Genomic DNA, 16,497 nt, shown 5'->3' with positions numbered 1-16,497 from the left:
GCGCTGGAGTCGCTGCTCGACGCGCCGTTCGCGCTGGCGGGCGTGGTGGCCGGGTCGGCCTTGACGGCGGCGTACGCCCTGCGCTTCCTGTGGGGGGCGTTCGCCGCCAAGCCGGGGGTGGCGGCGCGGCCGGTGGGCCGCGTGCCCGCGGCCATGTTCGCGCCCGCCGCGCTGCTGTCGGTGCTGGGCCTGGTGCTGGCGCCGGCGGCCTCGTCGTACGCGGAGGCGATGTCGCCGTACACGGAGGCCTTCCGCGACCCCGGCCACGAGACCCATCTCGTGGTGTGGAGCGGGTTCGGCCCGCCGCTGCTGATGTCGGTGGTGGCGCTGGCGGCCGGCGTGCTGTTGTTCGCGGCCAGGGAGCCGGTGGCCAGGGCGGGGGCGATGCTGCCGGCGCTGGACTCCAGCCAGGTCTTCTGGATCATCGTACGCCGCCTCGACCGCTTCGCCGTCCAGCTGACCGGGCTCGTCCAGCGCGGCTCGGTTCCCGACTACCTGATGCTCACCATGCTGGCCACGGTCGGCGTCGGCGTGTTCGCGGTCGCCTACGGGGGCGGGCCGCGCCTGGACGTGCCGGTCGTCGCCTGGCAGCGGCCGGGGCAGCCCGTCATCGCCGTGCTGGTGCTGGCGGCGGCCGTGCTGGCGCTGCTCGTCCGCGCCTCCATCCATCTCGCCGTCGTCGTGGGCCTGCTCGGGTACGGGACCGCGCTGCTGTTCCTCGCGCACGGCTCGCCCGACCTGGCGCTCACCCAGTTCCTGGCCGAGACGCTGCTGCTGGTCGTCTTCGCCCTGGTGCTGCGGCGGCTGCCGATCGACTCGGGCAGGGGACGGCTGCCGTTCCCGGTCAGGCTCGGGCTGGGGCTGGCCGTGGGCGCGGTGGTCACGGGCGCGGGCATGCTGGCGTCGAGCGCCCGCGACGTCGTGCCGGTCGGGGCGCTCATGGCGACGGCGGCCCCGGAGGCGGGCGCGCGCAACATCGTCACCGCGCTGATCGTGGACATCCGCGCCTGGGACACGCTGGGTGAGAGCACGGTGCTCGTGGTGCTCACCCTGGGTGTGACGAGCCTCGTGTTCCTGCGGCGCAGGTCGTACCGGATCGAGCCGGCCGAGGCGGAGCACCCTACGGCGGAGGCGCACTGGCTGGCCTCCACGCTTCCGCGCGGGCCGCGGGCGCTGGCGTTCGACGTGGTGGCCAGGCTGACGTTCCACACGGTGCTGCTGCTCTCGGTGTTCCTGCTGTTCGTGGGGCACAGCGGGGTCGGCGGCGGGTTCGCCGGCGGCATCGTGGCCGGGCTGGCGATCGCCGTGCGCTACCTGGCCGGCGGGCGGAACGAGCTGGCCGTGGCGGTGCCGGTGCACGCGGGCGTCCTGATGGGCGTCGGGCTGACGTTGTCGGCGGGCACCGCGGTGATCGGGCTGCTGTTCGGCTCGGCGGCGCTGGACATGCTGGCCACGGACGTGAGCGTGCCGCTCGTCGGGCACGTGCACCTGTCCACCGGGCTGCTGTTCGACCTCGGCGTGTACATCTCGGTGATCGGCATGGTGCAGGACGTGCTGCGCGGCCTGGGCGCGGAGCTGGACCGGCAGATCGACGCCGAGGAGGGCGGGTGACGGTCTCCCTGGTGCCGTTCCTGGCCTGCTTCGTGCTCATCACGACGGGCGCGACGCTGCTGCTCGAAAGGAGCTTGGTACGCGCGCTCGCCGGCGTCATCGTCCTCAGCAACGGCGTGAACCTGCTGATCGTCACGGCGGGGAGCAGCGCCGGCGGCCCGCCCATCCTGGGGGTCACGCCGCCCGGCCGGATGGCCGATCCGCTGCCGCAGGCGATGGTGCTCACCGCCATCGTGATCACCATGGGCGCGACGGCGTTCCTGCTGGCCATGGTGCACAGGACGTGGCAGCTGACCGGCAGCGACGAGGTGCAGGACGACACCGAGGACCGGCGTGTGCGGCTGCTGTCGCGGCGTGGCGAGCTGGGCGACTCGGTGCGCCGCAGGGTGGACGACTACCGCCGGCTGCTCGTCCGGCAGCGGGCCGAGCTGGCGAACCTGCAGGCCGAGCAGGCCGAGCGGGAGCGGCTGCAGGAGGCCGACCTGGAGCAGCGCCTGGCCCGGGTGTACGAGGAGCTCGAGGAGTGGATGCGCCAGGGGCGTGAGCAGGGGTTGTCGGAGGAGGAACTGCACCGGCGCTTCGAGGACGTCGGGCAGCGGGAGGAGGCGCGGGCGGGCGACAACCTCGAGCGCATCGAGGAGCTGCGCAAGGAGCACGCCCGCCGGCGGGCGACGCAGGAGGCCGAGGAGAAGGAGCTGCGCAAGAGGCTGCGGGCGCGGCAGCGGGAGGCGCGCAGGCAGCTGCGGGCGGCCATCAGGGAGGAACGCGAGCGCCAGGCGCTCGCGCAGGACCCCGATCTGGAGGGCGACGACTGATGCGCCGCGTGATGGGCCGCCTGGTGGGGCGCCTGGTGGGGCGCCTGGTGGGGCGCCTGGTGGGGCGCCTGGTGGGGCGCCTGACGGGCCGCCGTTCCGGCGCGGGAGGGGGATGAGCGTGGAGCCGTCCCTTCCCGTGGAGAGCCTCGTCTGCCTGCCGGTGCTGCTGCCGCTGCTGGCCGCCGGCGTGAAGCTGGCCATCGGGGGGCGGCTGCGGCGGCTGCAGTCGCTCATCAGCCTCGTCACCCTCGGCGTGTCCCTCGCCGTGTCCGTGGTGCTGCTGGTGGCGGCCGAGTCGCGCGGCCCGCTGGTCACCGACATCGGCGGTTGGCCGTCGCCGATCGGCATCTGCCTGGTCGCCGACCGCCTGTCGACGCTGGTGCTGGTGGTGTCGTCGGCGGTGACGTTCTGCGTCATGGTGTACTCGGTCGCCAACGCCTACGACGAGCAGGAGCACGACGCTCCCATGGCGATCTTCCACCCGGCCTTCCTGGTGATGGTCGCCGGCGTGGCGGACGCGTTCCTGTCCGGCGACCTGTTCAACATGTTCGTGGCGTTCGAACTGCTGCTGAGCGGTTCGTACGTGCTGCTCACCTTCGGCGGCACCGACGCGAGGATCCGGGCCGGCGCGACGTACACGCTGATGGCCCTGGCCTCGTCGATGTTGTTCCTGGTGGCGCTGGCCATCACCTACGGCGCCACGGGCACGCTGGCGCTCGCGCAGCTGGCCGAGCGCTTTCCCGGCCTGCCGGAGCAGGTCAAGCTGCTGGTGGAGCTGACGCTGCTGCTGGCGTTCGCGATCAAGGCGGCGATCTTCCCCATGTCGGCCTGGCTGCCCGACTCCTACCCGACCGCGCCGGCCCCCGCCACGGCCGTGTTCGCCGGGCTGCTCACCAAGGTCGGCGTCTACTCGATCATCAGGCTGGAGGCTCTGCTGTTCCCCGGCGGGCCGGTGTCGACGCTGCTGATGTGGCTGGCGCTGGCCACCATGCTGGTGGGTGTGCTGGGCGCGGTGGCGCAGACCGACCTCAAGCGCATGCTCTCGTTCACGCTGGTCAGCCACATCGGCTACATGGTGTTCGGGGTGGGGTTGTCCACGCGGGCCGGGATGGCGGGCGCGATCTTCTACGTGGTGCACCACATCACCGTGCAGACGAGCCTGTTCCTGGTGGCGGGGATGGTCGAGCGGCGCACCGGAACGACGTCGGTGACCGGGCTCGGCGGTCTGATGAAGGCCACGCCGGTGATCGCGGTGCTGTTCTTCGTGCCCGCCATGAACCTGTCGGGCATCCCGCCCATGTCGGGGTTCCTCGGCAAGCTGCTGCTCGTGCAGGCCGGGCTGGCGGCGGGCGGCTGGCTGCCGGTCACGCTGGTGGCCGCGGGCCTGGTCACGAGCCTGCTCACGCTGTACGCCATCGCCAAGGTCTGGAACAGGGCGTTCTGGAGCGGCGTGCGCGCCGAACGGGTGGGCACGGTCGTGGAGAGCGAGGAGGACACCGGCGAGGACCCGACGGTGACCACGACGTCGCTGCCGGCGGCGCTGGCCGTGTCGGTGACGGCGCTGGTGGTGCTCGGGCTGTCGTTCACGGTGCTGGCCGGGCCGCTGTCGGCGCTGGCCCAGCGGGCGGCGGACGAGCTGATGGCGCGCGAGCCGTACATCACGGCGGTCCTGGGGAGGCAACGGTGAACCTCGACGTGCTGGCGCCGCGGCTGTTCGGCAGGCGGGTGCCGCTGCCGCTGGTCGCCTGGCTCGCGCTGGTGTGGACGGCGTTGTGGGGCGAGCTCAGCGCGGGCAACGTGATCGGCGGGCTGGCCGCCGCGACCGTGGTGACCTGGCTGCTGCCGCTGCCCGCCGTGGACCCCGGCATCAGGGTCAACCCGGCCGGCCTGGTGCGGTTCCTGCTCTGGTTCGCCAAGGAGACGGTGGTCTCGACCGCGCGAGTGGTCTACTGGGTCGTCCGCCCGGACCGGCCGCCGACGCAGGTCGTACGCGTGCGGCTGCGCACGTCGTCGGAGTCCATGATCGTCCTCACCATGGTGGCCATCATGTCCGTGCCCGGCAGCCTGGTGGCGGAGCTCTACCCCGACGAGCGCGAGCTGGCGGTGCACGTGCTGGGGCTGCCCGGCGAGGTCACCGAGGCCGTGCGGGCCAACGTCACGGCGCTGGAGCGGCGCATCGTGGAGGCCTTCGGCACCCGGGCCGACAGGGAGGAACTGCGATGACGACGGTGTATCTGGTGGTGATCGGGCTGCTCGGCTGCGGGGCCGCGGCCACGCTCTACCGGCTGGGGCGCGGGCCGTCCATGCTGGACCGGGCGGTGGCGCTCGACGTGCTGACGGCCATGGCGATGTGCGGCGTGGGGGCGTTCGCGGTGGTCACGGACGACTACTCCGACCTGCCGATCCTGCTGGTGCTGTCGCTGCTGGGGTTCGTCGGCTCGGTGTCGCTGGCCCGGTTCTTCTCGGGAATCTCGCGATGAGCCCGCTCGACGTGGCCTCGGCGGCCTGCCTGCTGCTGGGGTCGGTGCTGGCGCTGGCGGCCGGCATCGGCCTCGTACGGTTCCGCACGACCCTGGACCGCATGCATGCCGGCACGAAACCACAGGTGCTGGGCGTGTTGCTGGTGTTGTTCGCCATGTGGCTGCACCGGCCCACGTGGGCGATCGCGGGCACGCTGCTGCTGGCCGGGATCTCCCAGGTGATCACCGTGTCGGTCGCGGCCTACATGGTGGCCAGGGCCTCCTACGCCCGCGGGTCGTCGGCGCCGCCCGACGACGGCTCGGGCATGCCGTCCGGCGACTGATCCGCCCGGGTCAGCGCCGGCTGGCCGAACCAGGTCCACGACGCCAGCAGGGCGAGCACTCCCACGGTGACCCCCGCCCGTCACCCCCCTTTCACCTTCCTCGGGCGCGGCGCCTAAAACCTGGACAAAATACTGCCCGGGGTGATGGGCAGCTCACGCACGCGATGGCCGGTCGCGTGGTGGACGGCGTTGCCGATGGCCGCGGCCGTGCCGACGATGCCGATCTCGCCGATGCCCTTGCTGCCCATCGGGTTGAGCTCGCCGTCCTGCTCGTCCAGCCAGACCGCCTCGACGTGCGGCACGTCGGCGCAGGCGGGCACGTGATACTGCGCCAGGTCCCTGCGCAGGAACCCGCCGAACTCCTCGTCGGTGAGCGTCTCCTCCATCAGCGCCATCCCCAGGCCCATCGTCATCCCGCCGATGAACTGCGACCTGGCCAGCTTGCCGTCCACGATGCGGCCGGCGGCGAAGACCCCTAGCAGGCGCGGCACTCGGATCTCGCCGGTCACCGAGCTGACCCGTACCTCGGCGAACTGCGCGCCGAAGGCGTGCCTGGCCAGCTTGGCGTCGCCCTTGATCTCGTCGGTGGTGTCGGCGCGGCCCTCCTTGCCGTCCTCCTTGAGCTCCTCGCAGGCCCGTACGACGGCCGATCCCCACGAGGAGGTGCCCATCGAACCGCCCGCGACCGGCGCGTCCGGCAGGTCGCTGTCGCCGAGCTCCAGGTGCACCCGGCCGGGCGCGACGCCGAGCGTCTCCGCGGCGATCCTGGTGAGCGCGGTACGCGCGCCCGTGCCGATGTCGGCGGCGGCCACCTGGACGACGTAGTCGTCGTCGCGCACGAACGCGAAGGCCGTGGCCGGGCGGCGCCTGGCCGGGTAGGTGGAGGCCGCCACGCCGGTGCCGACCAGCCACTCCCCCTCGCGCCTGACGCCGGGCTCCGGGTCGCGGTCCCGCCAGCCGAACCGGCGGGCGCCCTCGCGCAGGCACAGGACGAGGTTGCGGGAGCTGAACGGCAGTCCGCTCTCCGGCTCGGCGTCGGCGTCGTTGACGACGCGCAGCTCGACGGGGTCCATGCCGAGGGCGCAGGCCAGCTCGTCCATGGCGGACTCCAGCGCGTACATGCCAGGGCACTCCCCCGGCGCGCGCATCCACGACGGGGTGGCCACGTCCAGCCGGACCAGCCGGTGCGCGGTGCGCAGAGCGGGCGTGGCGTACATGACCCGGGCCGGGGTCGCGGTCTGCTCGGCGAACTCCACCAGCGTCGAGGTCTGCTCGTACGCCAGGTGCTCGACCGCCGTGAGCCGGCCGCCGGCGTCGGCGCCGAGCCGCAGCCGCTGGATCGTCGGCGTGCGGTAGCCGGTGACGTCGAACATCTGATGCCGGGTCAGCGCGATCTTGACCGGGCGGCCCGCGGCCCTGGCCGCCAGGGCGGCGAGCACGGCGTGCGGCCTGGTGGAGCCCTTCGACCCGAAGCCGCCGCCGACGTGCCTGGACACCACGCGCACGTCCTCCCGGGGCAGTCCGAGCGTCTGCGCGATGGTGTCGCGGTCGGGGGACGCGCCCTGCGTGCTGTCGTAGACCAGCAGCCTGCCCTCGGGGTCCCACACGGCCATGGCGGCGTGCGGCTCCATCGGGTTGTTGTGCAGGACGGGCGTCGAGTACGTCACGTCCACGCTCACCGCGGCTCCGGCCAGGCCCGCCTCGACGTCGCCCTTGACGGTGTCGGCCGGGTAGTTGGGATTGACGACGTCCGGCCGGTAGAAGCCGGGATGGCCGGTGCGCAGGGTCACGTCGTGGTCGTCCGGGTCGTACTCGACGCGCACCGCCGCGGCGGCGGCGCGGGCGTTCTCGTAGGTGTCGGCGACGACGGCGGCGACGATCTGGCCGCGGTAGGCGACGTCGCCGCTCTGGAAGAGCGCAAGCTCGGGGTCGGCGTCCTCGGCCAGCCGGGGCGGGTCCGCGCAGGACAACACGGCCAGCACGCCGGGCATCTCGCGTGCCTCGGCGTCGTGGACGCGCACGACGCGGCCCTTGGCGACCAGCGACTGCACGGGGTAGGCGTAGGCGACGGACTCGATCGGGTATTCGGCCGCGTACGTGGCCAGCCCGGTGACCTTGACGCGTCCCTCGATGCGGTTCACGGTGCCAGCTCCTCAAGGGTGGCGACGATCAGGTTCCTGGCCAGCGGCAGCTTGTAGGCGTTGCGTGGCAGCGGGCGGGCCTGCTCCAGCTCGGCCTCCGCGGCCCGCAGGAACGCCGCGCCGGTGGCGGGCCCCCCGATCAGCAGCCGCTCGGCGCGCTCGGCCCGCCACGGTACGTGGGCCACGCTGCCGAGCGCGATGCGGCAGTCGTTCACGACACCGTCGGAGCCGACGTCGAGCGTCGCCGCGATGGACACGAGCGCGAACGCGAACGACGCCCGCTCGCGTACCTTCCGGTACGTGGACGCCCCCGGAGGGGGCGCGGGCAGCTCCACGGCGGTGATCAGGTCGCCGGGCTCCAGCACCGTGTCCCGTTCCGGCTCGTCGCCCGGCAGGCGGTGCAGCCCCGGCATCGGGATGATCCGGTCGCCTTCCGGGCCGGTGACGTGCACCTCGGCGTCCAGCGCGGCCAGCGCGACCGCCATGTCCGACGGGTGGGTGGCCACGCACGAGTCCGAGGCGCCGAGCACCGCCAGGTTGGTGTGGTCGCCCTCGATCGCCGGGCAGCCGGAGCCCGGGCGGCGCTTGTTGCACGGCCTGCCGACGTCCTGGAAGTAGGCGCAGCGGGTGCGTTGCAGCAGGTTGCCCGCAACGGTCGCCATGTTGCGCACCTGCCCCGACGCCCCGGCCAGCACGGCGCGCGCGAGCATCGGGTAGCGGGCGCGTACCAGCGGGTCGGCGGCGAGGTCCGTGTTGCGTACGGCCGCGCCGACGCGCAGCCTGTCGCCGGCCTGCTCGATCGCGTCCAGCGGCAGCCGGCTGACGTCCACCAGCCGGTCGGGCTCGGCCACGCCCAGCCGCATGAGGTCGACCAGGTTGGTGCCGCCGCCGAGGTACATGGTGCCCGGCCGGTACCGGCGCACGGCGTCGGACGGGCTGCCGGCGCGGGCGTACTCGAAAGGTTTCACGGTGCCGCCTCGCCGATCGCGCTGACGATGTTGACGTAGGCGCCGCATCTGCACAGGTTGCCGCTCATGCGTTCCCTGATCTCCTCGGGCGTCAGGTCGGGGTCGACCACGAGATCGCCGGTGACCGCGCTCGGACCCGGCTCCCCCAGCATGCCCACGGCGGAGCAGAGCTGCCCCGGCGTGCAGTAGCCGCACTGGAACGCGTCGTGTTCGATGAAGGCCTCCTGCAGCGGATGCAGGTCGTCCCCCTCGGCCAGCCCCTCGACGGTGGTGACCTCGGAACCGTCCACGGCCACCGCCAGCGCCAGGCACGCGTTGGCCCGCCGCCCGTCGATGATGACGGTGCACGCGCCGCACTGGCCGTGGTCACACCCCTTCTTGGCCCCGATCAGCCCCAAGCGCTCGCGCAGCAGGTCGAGCAGCGACATCCGCGGGTCGACGTCGACCGCGCGCGGTGTGCCGTTCACCTTCAAGGTGATGTCCATGGCGCACGACTACCCGACGCCCTGACCAAGCAATCCTGAAGACGCCAAATCCAGACGGAGCCTTGATTTGCCCAGTTTTGCGGGGACGCTACCGGGTAGCGCGCGGTCATGAGGCGGGCCATGGACGAACAGACGACGGACTCCGCGGCGATCCTGACCGTGAACGCCGGCTCGTCGAGCCTGCGCCTCGACCTCGTCCAGGGCGGCAGCGTGCTCGACAGCGCGCACGCCGAGCGCGCCGCCGACCCGGGCAGCGCGCGGGAGGAGCTGTCGGCGTTCCTCGGCGGCCACTTCGACCGCGACGTACGGGCCGTGGCGCACCGGCTCGTGCACGGCGGCGACCTCGTACGCGCCCCGGCCGTCGCCGACGACGAGACGGTGTCGGCGTTGCACGGCCTCACGAGCCTCGCGCCGCTGCACCTGCCGCCCGCGCTGGCCCTGCTCGACGCGGCCCGCGAGCAACTGCCCGCCGTGCCGCACGTGCTCTGCCCCGACACCGCCTTCCACTCCGGCCTGCCCGACGCGGCGGCCGTCCACCCGCTGCCGGCCGAATGGCGCAAGCGGCACGGCCTGCGCCGTTACGGCTTCCACGGGCTGTCGTACGCGTGGGCCGCCGACCGGGTGGCCGACCTGCTCGGCAGGCCCCTCGCCGAGCTGGACCTGGTGCTGGCGCACCTGGGCGGCGGCTGCTCGGTGTCCGCGGTGTCGGGCGGGCGCAGCCTCGACACCTCGATGGGGTTCACGCCGCTCGACGGACTGCCCATGAGCAAGCGGTCGGGCAGCGTGGACCCGGGCATGCTGGTGTGGCTGCTGTCGGAAGGCCACCTGTCCGTGGCGGAGCTCGGCGAGGGGCTGGAACGGCGGTCGGGGCTGCTCGGCCTGTCCGACGGGCTGTCCGGCGACACGCGGGACCTGGTCGCGGCCGAGCGCGAAGGCAACGACGCGGCGGCGCTGGCGCTGGACGTGTTCGCCCACCGGGTGAGCAGGGAGATCGCCGCCGCGGCCACCTCGCTCCGACGGATCGACGCCCTCGTGTTCACCGGGGAGATCGGCTGGGACCAGCCGGAGGTGCGCGAGGCCGTCTGCGCGCGTCTCGGCCTGCTCGGCGTGCTGCCTCCCGTACGCGGCAACCGCCGTGACGACGGGCCGGTCAGCGCGCCCGGCGCCGCCGTACCGGTCCTGGTGGTCCAGGTACGTGAGGAGCTGCAGCTGGCCCGCGAGTGCCTGGCCGTGCTCGCGGGCACCGGCTCATGACGCACCGGCCACCAGCGCGCGTCACGCGATCGCAGCCCACGTCCCGCCACCCATGGCCGGAGCCGGGACGTCACCTCATCCCGGGACCGCGCCGCCTTGGGCGTTGCCGGGCTGGCTGAGGGCGCCGGCGGTCCGGCAGGGCCGGGACGGGTCGTGGAACCGGTGCCCCGGACCGTGGTTTGGACGATTGTCGGTGACGGGTGGTTGGATCGCTGCTGTGGAGGCGTCGGTCGAGCAGCTGGTCTACGTCCGCGAGGACGCATACACCGTGGCGCGCATGAGCGCCGACGGCGTGCCCGACTTCGTGGCCGCCGGGCGGGCGCTGGGCGAGGTGCAGCCGGGCGAGACGCTGCGGCTGTTCGGGGAGTGGAGCACGCACCCGCGCCACGGCAGACGGTTCGCCGTGAGCGCGTGCGAGCGGGTGACGCCCTCGTCGGTCCGCGCCATCCGCATCTACCTCGGGTCCGGCCTGATCAGAGGCATCGGGCCGCGACTCGCGTACGCGATCGTCGACCACTTCGGCGAGGCCACGCTCAAGGTGATCGACGCCGAGCCGGAGCGGCTCACCGAGGTGGTCAACATCGGCCCGCAGCGGCGGAGCCAGATCGTGCAGGCGTGGCTGGAGCAGAAGGCGATCGCCGCGCTCATGGTGACGTTGCAGGGGCTCGGCGTCAGCCCGCTGCTGGCGGCGAAGATCTACCAGGTGTTCGGGCCGGATGCCGACGAGGTCCTGGCCGCCGACCCCTACCAGCTCATCGGGCGGGTCAGGGGCATCGCCTTCCGCGTCGCCGACAAGATCGCGCTGCAGTCGGGGGTGCCCGAGCGCAGCCCGCAGCGGGTCAAGGCGGCCCTGCTCGACCGGCTGGAGGCGGCGGGAAGCCGCGACGGCCACTGTTTCGTGCCCGTCGCCGCCCTGGTCAGGGAGACGGCGGAGCTGATCGAGCAGGATCAGGAGCTGGTGCGGCCGATGGTCGACGCGCTCGTGGGCGAGCGCCGGCTGGTCGTGGAGGCCGCTCCTGACCGGCCGGGGCAGGCGGTCGCCTACGCCAAGCACGTCCACGCCCGCGAGGTGGCGCTGACCGAGCAGCTCACCCGGCTGGCGCGGGCCCGCTCCACGCTGCCGCTGCGCGCCTTCCGCGAGGACCCTGAGCTCCACGACGACCAGCGCGCCGCCGTCAACATGGCGCTGACCAGTACGCTCTCCCTCCTCACCGGCGGCCCGGGGTGCGGCAAGAGCCACACGGTCAAGGCCATCGCGACCACCGTCAGGGCGGCGGGCGGCACGGTGACGCTCACCGCACCCACGGGCAAGGCGGCCAAGCGGCTGTCCGAGCTCACCGGGCTGCCGGCCATGACCGTGCACCGGATGCTCGCCCAGCAGCCCGACCCCGACCCCGAGACGCTGTTCGACGAGCGGCCGGCCCAGGCCGACCTCATCGTGGTCGACGAGGCATCCATGCTCGACCTGCACCTGGCGACCCGGCTGACCGCCGCCGTGCCGTCCGGCAGCCATCTGCTGCTGATCGGTGACAGCGACCAGCTTCCGAGCATCGGGCCCGGCGACGTGCTGGCCGACCTGCTGCGCGTCACGGAGATCCCCCGGGTCCAGCTCACCCACGTCTTCCGGCAGGCGGGCGGCAGCGGCATCATCGACGCCGCGCACCGCATCCGTGCCGGCCGGTCGCCGGCGGTGGGCGGCGGGTTCTGGTTCGAGGAGCTCGACGATCCCGAGCAGGTCGCCCGGCGGGTCGCCCACCTGGCGATGGTGGCGATCCCGCGGAAGCAGCAGGTCGAACCCGACCAGGTCCAGGTGTTGTGCCCGATGCGCCGGGGAGAGACCGGCGCCACCGCGCTCGGGCGTCTGATCCAGGACCAGCTCAACCCCACCGCCGACGGCAAGGCCGAGCACTGGTCGGGGGCGACGGTGTTCCGGGTGGGCGACCGGGTCATGCCGATCCGCAACAACTACGACAAGGGTGTCTTCAACGGCGAGACCGCGACCGTCACCGCGGTGGTCCAGGAAGAGCGGATGATCGAGATCCGCACGGACGACGGCGAGAGCGTGCGCTACGGGTTCGACGAGCTCGACGATCTCACCCATTCCTACGCGATCAGCGTGCACCGCTCGCAGGGCAGCGAATACCCGTTCGTGGTCGCGCCGATCGTGGCCGAGTCCGGCGGCATCATGTTGCGCCGCAAACTGCTCTACACGCTGGTCACCAGGGCCAAGGCGTGGGTCGTGCTGGTCGGTCAGCGCGAGGCGCTGGAGCTGGCGGTGCACCGGGTGGGTCATCGCAGGAACACGGGCCTGGCTCGCCGCCTGGCCCTCAGCCTCCAGGGTTGACGTGCCTGAGGGAAACGGTTGACGGGCGCGGGACCATGGCGTGATGGACGAGCGTCGCCTGACACGGATCCCGAAATACCTGGCCCGCCACCTGCGGCACGATCCGCGGCGCATCGGCCTGGAGCTCGACGCCCACGGGTGGGCACCGGCCGACGAACTGCTGCTGGCCGCCGCCTCGCATGGGTTCCCGTTCACGGACGTGGAGTTGCGGCAGGTCGTCGCCTCCAACGACAAGCGGCGCTGCACGATCGCCGGCGGCCGCATCCGCGCCGACCAGGGGCACTCGGTGCCGGTCGACCTCGAGCTGCCCGCCGTAGCGCCGCCCGCGGTGCTCTATCACGGCACCGTGGGGCGGTTCGTGGCGGCGATCAAGGAGGAGGGCTGCGCCCGATGAACCGGCACCACGTGCACCTGTCCCCCGATCGGGAAACGGCCGCGCGGGTGGCAGGCCGCCGCGGCGTTCCCGTGGTGCTCGTGGTGGCGGCCGGGGCGCTGCATCGGCGTGCATGTCAACGCCTGCTCACGTTCCCGGTCGGGGACCCCGCCGTCATCCGCAGACCGTCGCCGCGTCACTGCACGGCTCCCCCGCGGGCCAGCAACGCCGACGCGTGGCGCCCGCGGGAGCGCGGCACCGTGCCGACGGCGGTGGCGGTGTTCCCGACGGACTTCTCGGTCCGGCCGCTGGCCGAGCAGACGCACCACGTGGTGCGGTGGTCGGAGTTCGGTCACGGTGGCCACTTCGCCGCCCTGGAGACGCCGGACGTGCTGGTCACGAGCTGCGGCAGTTCTTCCGTTCCCTCGCCTGACCTGGGTAAAGAACGAGGTGCGCTCCGGCTACCCGTGCGGACGCCGGGTAGCCGGAGCGCATGGGAAAGAAGAAGGAACCGTCCGAGGGTGACGAGGTCACCTGGAGCAGCCACGGCTCCACCGCCAAGGGCAAGGTGGAGAAGAAGCTCACCAAGAGGCAGAAGGAGGCCGGCCGCACGGTCGCGGCCTCTCCGGAAGAGCCCCAGTACGTGGTGCGCAGCGAGAAGAGCGGCAGGAAGGCCGTGCACAGGCCGTCGGCGTTGCGTAAGGAGGGCAAGTGAGCGACGACCGGCGCGCGGTCGCGGCCGAGTTCGGCGAGGCCGTGAACATGACCGCCGGCGAGCTCGAACGCTGGCTGGCCACCGACGAGTCGCAGTCGGTCGGCCAGAAGGACGGCGGCGGCGAGTCGGTCGGCCACGAGTCGGGCAGGAGGATCATCACGCTCCTGCGGAAGAACAAGGGCGAGTGGACGGACGACGACTACGAGCACATGAACAAGGTCGTCGGCTACATCCACCGCCATCTCGCGCAACGTCCTTCCGGCGACGTGACGTCGTCCAGGTGGCGCTACTCGCTGATGAACTGGGGTCATGATCCGCTCAAGTGACGCCGGGCCCCTGGACGGACCGGCGGCTCCGGTGCGCCGGCGCCCCCGGAGGCTGTTACCGTAGTGCGCTGTGAGCAGGGAAGTCTCGTGCTTCGACTGCCGGTTGAGGGTTCCCTAGGGGCGTTCACATGCGTGACATGCGGGGCGGCGGCCGATGGTGAGCGCGACGCCGTCGTTTCCTGCCAGGTTCCGGCATCCCGCCCAGCTCGTGGTCGCCGCGTTCGGGCTCGCCGTGGCCATCGGCACCGCGCTGCTCTCGCTGCCGATCGCCACAGCCGAGGGCGAGGCCACCGACACCGTGGTCGCGCTGTTCACCGCCGCCTCGGCCGTCTGCGTCACCGGGCTGGTCGTGGTCGACACCGCGTCGCACTGGTCGACGTTCGGCGAAGTGGTGATCGCCGGGCTGTCACAGGCGGGCGGCCTCGGCGTCATGACGCTGGCCACCCTGTTCACCCTGCTCGTGTCGGGCCGGCTGGGGCTGCGGACGCGGATCGCCGCCCAGACGGAGACCAAGACCCTCAGCATGAGCGACGTGCGCAGGCTGGGGCGCAAGGTCTTCCTGTTCAGTCTCGCCTGCGAGGCCGTGGCCGCGGTCCTGCTCACGGGCCGCTTCGTCATCGGCTACGGCGAGTCCTTAGGCCGCGCCGCCTATCTCGGGGTCTTCCACGCGATCTCGGCCTTCAACAGCTCCGGATTCGTGCTCTGGCCGGACAACTTCATCCGGTTCGTCGCCGACCCGTGGATCTGCCTGACCATCGCGGTCGCGGCCATCGTCGGCGGGCTGGGTTTCCCCGTGGTGTTCGAGCTGGCCCGGTCATGGCGGCATCCGGGCAAGTGGACGGTGCTGACCAGGATCACCGTCGCGGTGACCGTGACGTTGCTGCTGTTCGGCACGCTCGTCTTCCTGGCCACCGAATGGCGCAATCCCCGGACCTTCGGCCCGCTCGACGACGGCGGCAAGCTGCTGGCCGCCTTTTTCACGTCGGTGATGCCGCGCTCGGCCGGGTTCAACGTCGTGGACATCGGGCAGATGTACCCGTCGAGCTGGCTGGCCACCGACCTGCTGATGTTCATCGGCGGCGGCAGCGCCGGCACCGCGGGCGGCATCAAGGTGACCACGATCGGGATGCTGGCCTTCATCGTCTGGGCCGAGCTGCGCGGGGAGAGCCGGGTGAACATCGGTCACCGCCGGCTCCCCGAGACCACGCAGCGCCAGGTGGTCACGATCACGGTGATGGGCGTCGCCCTCGTGGCCGTCGCCACGTACACGCTGCTCGCGCTCACCCCGCACAGGCTCGACCAGGTGCTGTTCGAGGTGATCTCGGCGTTCGGCACGGCCGGTCTGTCCACCGGCATCACCCCCGCCGTCGGCACGGCAGGGCACCTGCTGCTGACGGTGCTCATGTTCATCGGCCGGATCGGCCCCCTCACCCTGGGCTCCGCCCTGGCACTCAACAGGCGCGCCCGCCACTACGAGCTACCCGAGGAGCGAGTCATCGTTGGCTGAGTACAAGGGCGACCCTGTCGTCGTCATCGGCTTGGGGCGATTCGGCACGTCCCTGGCGCTGGAGCTCACCCGGCGCGGCACGGAGGTGCTGGCCATCGACAGCCGGCCCAAGATCACACAGAGCCTCGCCGGGCGGATCACCCAGATCGCGACCGCCGACGCCACCGACATCGAAGCGCTGCGCCAGCTCGGCGTGCCCGACTTCTACCAGGCGGTGGTGGCCGTAGGCAGCGACGTCGAAGCCAGCATCCTCACCACGTCGCTGCTGGTCGAACTGGAGATCAACGACATCTGGGCCAAGGCCATCAGCACCCAGCACGGCCGCATCCTCAGCCGTATCGGCGCCCACCACGTCGTCTTCCCCGAGCACGACATGGGCGAGCGGGTCGCCCACCTGGTCAGCGGCCGGATGCTCGACTACATGCAGGTGGACGAGGATTTCGCGCTGGCCAAGACCACGCCGCCCAAGGAGTACGTCGGCATCCCGCTCGGCCAGTCCAACCTGCGCCGTAAATACGGCGTCACCATCGTGGCCGTCAAGCCGCCCGGCGAGGAGTTCACCTACGCCACCGCCGAGACCGAGCTCTCGTACGGCGACGTGATCCTCGTGTCGGGCCGCACCGAACAGGTCGAACGCTTCGCCGAGCTGCCATGACGGCTAGGCTCGTGCAGCGGAGGTCATGATGCGCGCACACGCTCTCGCGGCCGAGTTCCCCACGGCCACCTTGGACACCCCGGCGCTGGAGGCGGCCCGGCTGCTCGCCGAACGCGATCTGCCCGGGCTCATCCTGGTCGACGACGCCGGGCTGCCGATCACCATCCTGCCCGGCACGCAGGTGCTGCGCCTCGCGGTGCCCACCTACTGCCGGGAAGATCCGGCGCTGGCCCGGGTGGTCGACGAGGCCCACGCCGACCTGTTCCTGCGGCAGCTCGGGGGGCGCACCGTCCGTGAGTGCCTTCCTGAGCAGCAGCGTGAGCTGCCGGTGGCCGACACGCAGGCGACCGTGCTGGAGCTGGCGGCGCTCATGGCGCGCACGCGCAGCCCGCTGGTGGCCATCGTGGACGACGGCCGGCTGGTCGGGGCGGTCACCCTGCAGGCTCTGCTCGACCGCGCCCTCGCACTGTGACGCTCGCCCGCCGGGCGGGATGAACACC

General features: G+C 72.4%; 17 protein-coding genes. 14 read left to right on the top strand and 3 right to left on the bottom strand.

The genetic code is table 11. The annotated features are described in order from the left end of the window. The 6 genes from mbhE to mnhG form a co-directional block, all read left to right on the top strand. On the top strand, positions 1 to 1,611 hold a 1,611-nt coding region (gene mbhE, locus E1267_RS35925; protein ID WP_132339447.1), incomplete at its 5' end, for a hydrogen gas-evolving membrane-bound hydrogenase subunit E. Beyond that, positions 1,608 to 2,426: a Na(+)/H(+) antiporter subunit C gene (locus tag E1267_RS35920; RefSeq protein ID WP_132339445.1), complete on the top strand. Its 819-nt coding sequence runs from the start codon at positions 1,608 to 1,610 to the stop codon at positions 2,424 to 2,426. The genes mbhE and E1267_RS35920, both read left to right, overlap by 4 nt. Positions 2,427 to 2,538: 112 nt before the next feature. Further along, positions 2,539 to 4,113 carry a Na+/H+ antiporter subunit D gene (locus tag E1267_RS35915; protein ID WP_220449837.1) on the top strand — a complete coding sequence of 525 codons (1,575 nt, stop codon included), beginning with the start codon at positions 2,539 to 2,541 and terminating at the stop codon, positions 4,111 to 4,113. Next, a complete protein-coding gene (locus E1267_RS35910; protein ID WP_132339443.1) occupies positions 4,110 to 4,649 on the top strand; it encodes a Na+/H+ antiporter subunit E in 540 nt (179 codons plus the stop codon). The genes E1267_RS35915 and E1267_RS35910 overlap by 4 nt, the downstream gene beginning before the upstream one ends. Next, the gene (locus E1267_RS35905; RefSeq protein WP_132339441.1) at positions 4,646 to 4,906 is read left to right on the top strand and encodes an MrpF/PhaF family protein; all 261 of its coding nucleotides are present in this window, start codon (positions 4,646 to 4,648) and stop codon (positions 4,904 to 4,906) included. The genes E1267_RS35910 and E1267_RS35905 overlap by 4 nt, the downstream gene beginning before the upstream one ends. Then, the gene (mnhG, locus tag E1267_RS35900; RefSeq protein WP_132339439.1) at positions 4,903 to 5,229 is read left to right on the top strand and encodes a monovalent cation/H(+) antiporter subunit G; all 327 of its coding nucleotides are present in this window, start codon (positions 4,903 to 4,905) and stop codon (positions 5,227 to 5,229) included. Before E1267_RS35905 ends, mnhG begins: the two co-directional genes overlap by 4 nt. A gap of 113 nt (positions 5,230 to 5,342) precedes the next feature. On the opposite strand, the gene E1267_RS35895 is transcribed toward mnhG, so the two are convergent. From E1267_RS35895 to E1267_RS35885, 3 genes are read right to left on the bottom strand one after another with little or no spacing between them, the layout of a single operon-like run. Continuing rightward, positions 5,343 to 7,370 carry a xanthine dehydrogenase family protein molybdopterin-binding subunit gene (locus E1267_RS35895; RefSeq protein ID WP_132339437.1) on the bottom strand — a complete coding sequence of 676 codons (2,028 nt, stop codon included), beginning with the start codon at positions 7,368 to 7,370 and terminating at the stop codon, positions 5,343 to 5,345. Next, the gene (locus E1267_RS35890; protein ID WP_132339435.1) at positions 7,367 to 8,338 is read right to left on the bottom strand and encodes an FAD binding domain-containing protein; all 972 of its coding nucleotides are present in this window, start codon (positions 8,336 to 8,338) and stop codon (positions 7,367 to 7,369) included. Before E1267_RS35890 ends, E1267_RS35895 begins: the two co-directional genes overlap by 4 nt. Then, entirely contained in the window at positions 8,335 to 8,823 is a 489-nt protein-coding gene (locus E1267_RS35885) for a (2Fe-2S)-binding protein (protein ID WP_132339433.1), read from the bottom strand. The genes E1267_RS35890 and E1267_RS35885 overlap by 4 nt, the downstream gene beginning before the upstream one ends. 120 nt (positions 8,824 to 8,943) lie before the next feature. Here E1267_RS35885 and E1267_RS35880 point away from each other — a divergent pair, with 120 nt between their 5' ends. From E1267_RS35880 to E1267_RS35840, 8 genes are all read left to right on the top strand, one after another. Beyond that, on the top strand, positions 8,944 to 10,077 hold the full coding sequence (locus E1267_RS35880) for an acetate/propionate family kinase (RefSeq protein ID WP_246064471.1): 1,134 nt from the start codon (positions 8,944 to 8,946) through the stop codon (positions 10,075 to 10,077). Between the two features lie 193 nt (positions 10,078 to 10,270). Next, complete coding sequence (recD2, locus tag E1267_RS35875) at positions 10,271 to 12,421, top strand: SF1B family DNA helicase RecD2 (RefSeq protein WP_246064470.1); 2,151 nt, start codon at positions 10,271 to 10,273, stop codon at positions 12,419 to 12,421. A gap of 43 nt (positions 12,422 to 12,464) precedes the next feature. Continuing rightward, the gene (locus E1267_RS35870) at positions 12,465 to 12,815 is read left to right on the top strand and encodes an RNA 2'-phosphotransferase (protein ID WP_246064469.1); all 351 of its coding nucleotides are present in this window, start codon (positions 12,465 to 12,467) and stop codon (positions 12,813 to 12,815) included. Between the two features lie 472 nt (positions 12,816 to 13,287). Beyond that, positions 13,288 to 13,509: a hypervirulence associated TUDOR domain-containing protein gene (locus E1267_RS35860; RefSeq protein WP_132339430.1), complete on the top strand. Its 222-nt coding sequence runs from the start codon at positions 13,288 to 13,290 to the stop codon at positions 13,507 to 13,509. Continuing rightward, entirely contained in the window at positions 13,506 to 13,835 is a 330-nt protein-coding gene (locus tag E1267_RS35855) for a DUF3140 domain-containing protein (RefSeq protein WP_132339428.1), read from the top strand. Before E1267_RS35860 ends, E1267_RS35855 begins: the two co-directional genes overlap by 4 nt. A gap of 154 nt (positions 13,836 to 13,989) precedes the next feature. Next, positions 13,990 to 15,342, top strand: a complete 1,353-nt coding sequence (locus E1267_RS35850) for a TrkH family potassium uptake protein (RefSeq protein WP_132339426.1) — start codon at positions 13,990 to 13,992, stop codon at positions 15,340 to 15,342. Then, entirely contained in the window at positions 15,335 to 15,997 is a 663-nt protein-coding gene (locus tag E1267_RS35845; RefSeq protein WP_132339424.1) for a potassium channel family protein, read from the top strand. The genes E1267_RS35850 and E1267_RS35845 overlap by 8 nt, the downstream gene beginning before the upstream one ends. A 25-nt stretch (positions 15,998 to 16,022) precedes the next feature. After that, positions 16,023 to 16,469: a CBS domain-containing protein gene (locus E1267_RS35840; protein ID WP_246064468.1), complete on the top strand. Its 447-nt coding sequence runs from the start codon at positions 16,023 to 16,025 to the stop codon at positions 16,467 to 16,469. Positions 16,470 to 16,497 lie beyond the last annotated feature (28 nt).

The organism is Nonomuraea longispora, from assembly GCF_004348345.1.
Lineage (GTDB): Bacteria > Actinomycetota > Actinomycetes > Streptosporangiales > Streptosporangiaceae > Nonomuraea > Nonomuraea longispora.
The sequence above is the reverse complement of the archived record's forward strand: the minus strand, read 5'-3'. Positions and strand labels throughout refer to the sequence as shown.

What these genes read in the sequence shown, in the direction of transcription:
- E1267_RS35915 (WP_220449837.1), top strand. Translation starts at nt 2,539, where the DNA reads ATGAGCGTGGAGCCGTCCCTTCCCGTGGAGAGCCTCGTCTGCCTGCCG.
- E1267_RS35905 (WP_132339441.1), top strand. Translation starts at nt 4,646, where the DNA reads ATGACGACGGTGTATCTGGTGGTGATCGGGCTGCTCGGCTGCGGGGCC.
- mnhG (WP_132339439.1), top strand. Translation starts at nt 4,903, where the DNA reads ATGAGCCCGCTCGACGTGGCCTCGGCGGCCTGCCTGCTGCTGGGGTCG.
- E1267_RS35885 (WP_132339433.1), bottom strand. Translation starts at nt 8,823, where the DNA reads ATGGACATCACCTTGAAGGTGAACGGCACACCGCGCGCGGTCGACGTC.
- E1267_RS35880 (WP_246064471.1), top strand. Translation starts at nt 8,944, where the DNA reads ATGGACGAACAGACGACGGACTCCGCGGCGATCCTGACCGTGAACGCC.
- E1267_RS35870 (WP_246064469.1), top strand. Translation starts at nt 12,465, where the DNA reads ATGGACGAGCGTCGCCTGACACGGATCCCGAAATACCTGGCCCGCCAC.
- E1267_RS35860 (WP_132339430.1), top strand. Translation starts at nt 13,288, where the DNA reads ATGGGAAAGAAGAAGGAACCGTCCGAGGGTGACGAGGTCACCTGGAGC.
- E1267_RS35850 (WP_132339426.1), top strand. Translation starts at nt 13,990, where the DNA reads ATGGTGAGCGCGACGCCGTCGTTTCCTGCCAGGTTCCGGCATCCCGCC.
- E1267_RS35840 (WP_246064468.1), top strand. Translation starts at nt 16,023, where the DNA reads ATGATGCGCGCACACGCTCTCGCGGCCGAGTTCCCCACGGCCACCTTG.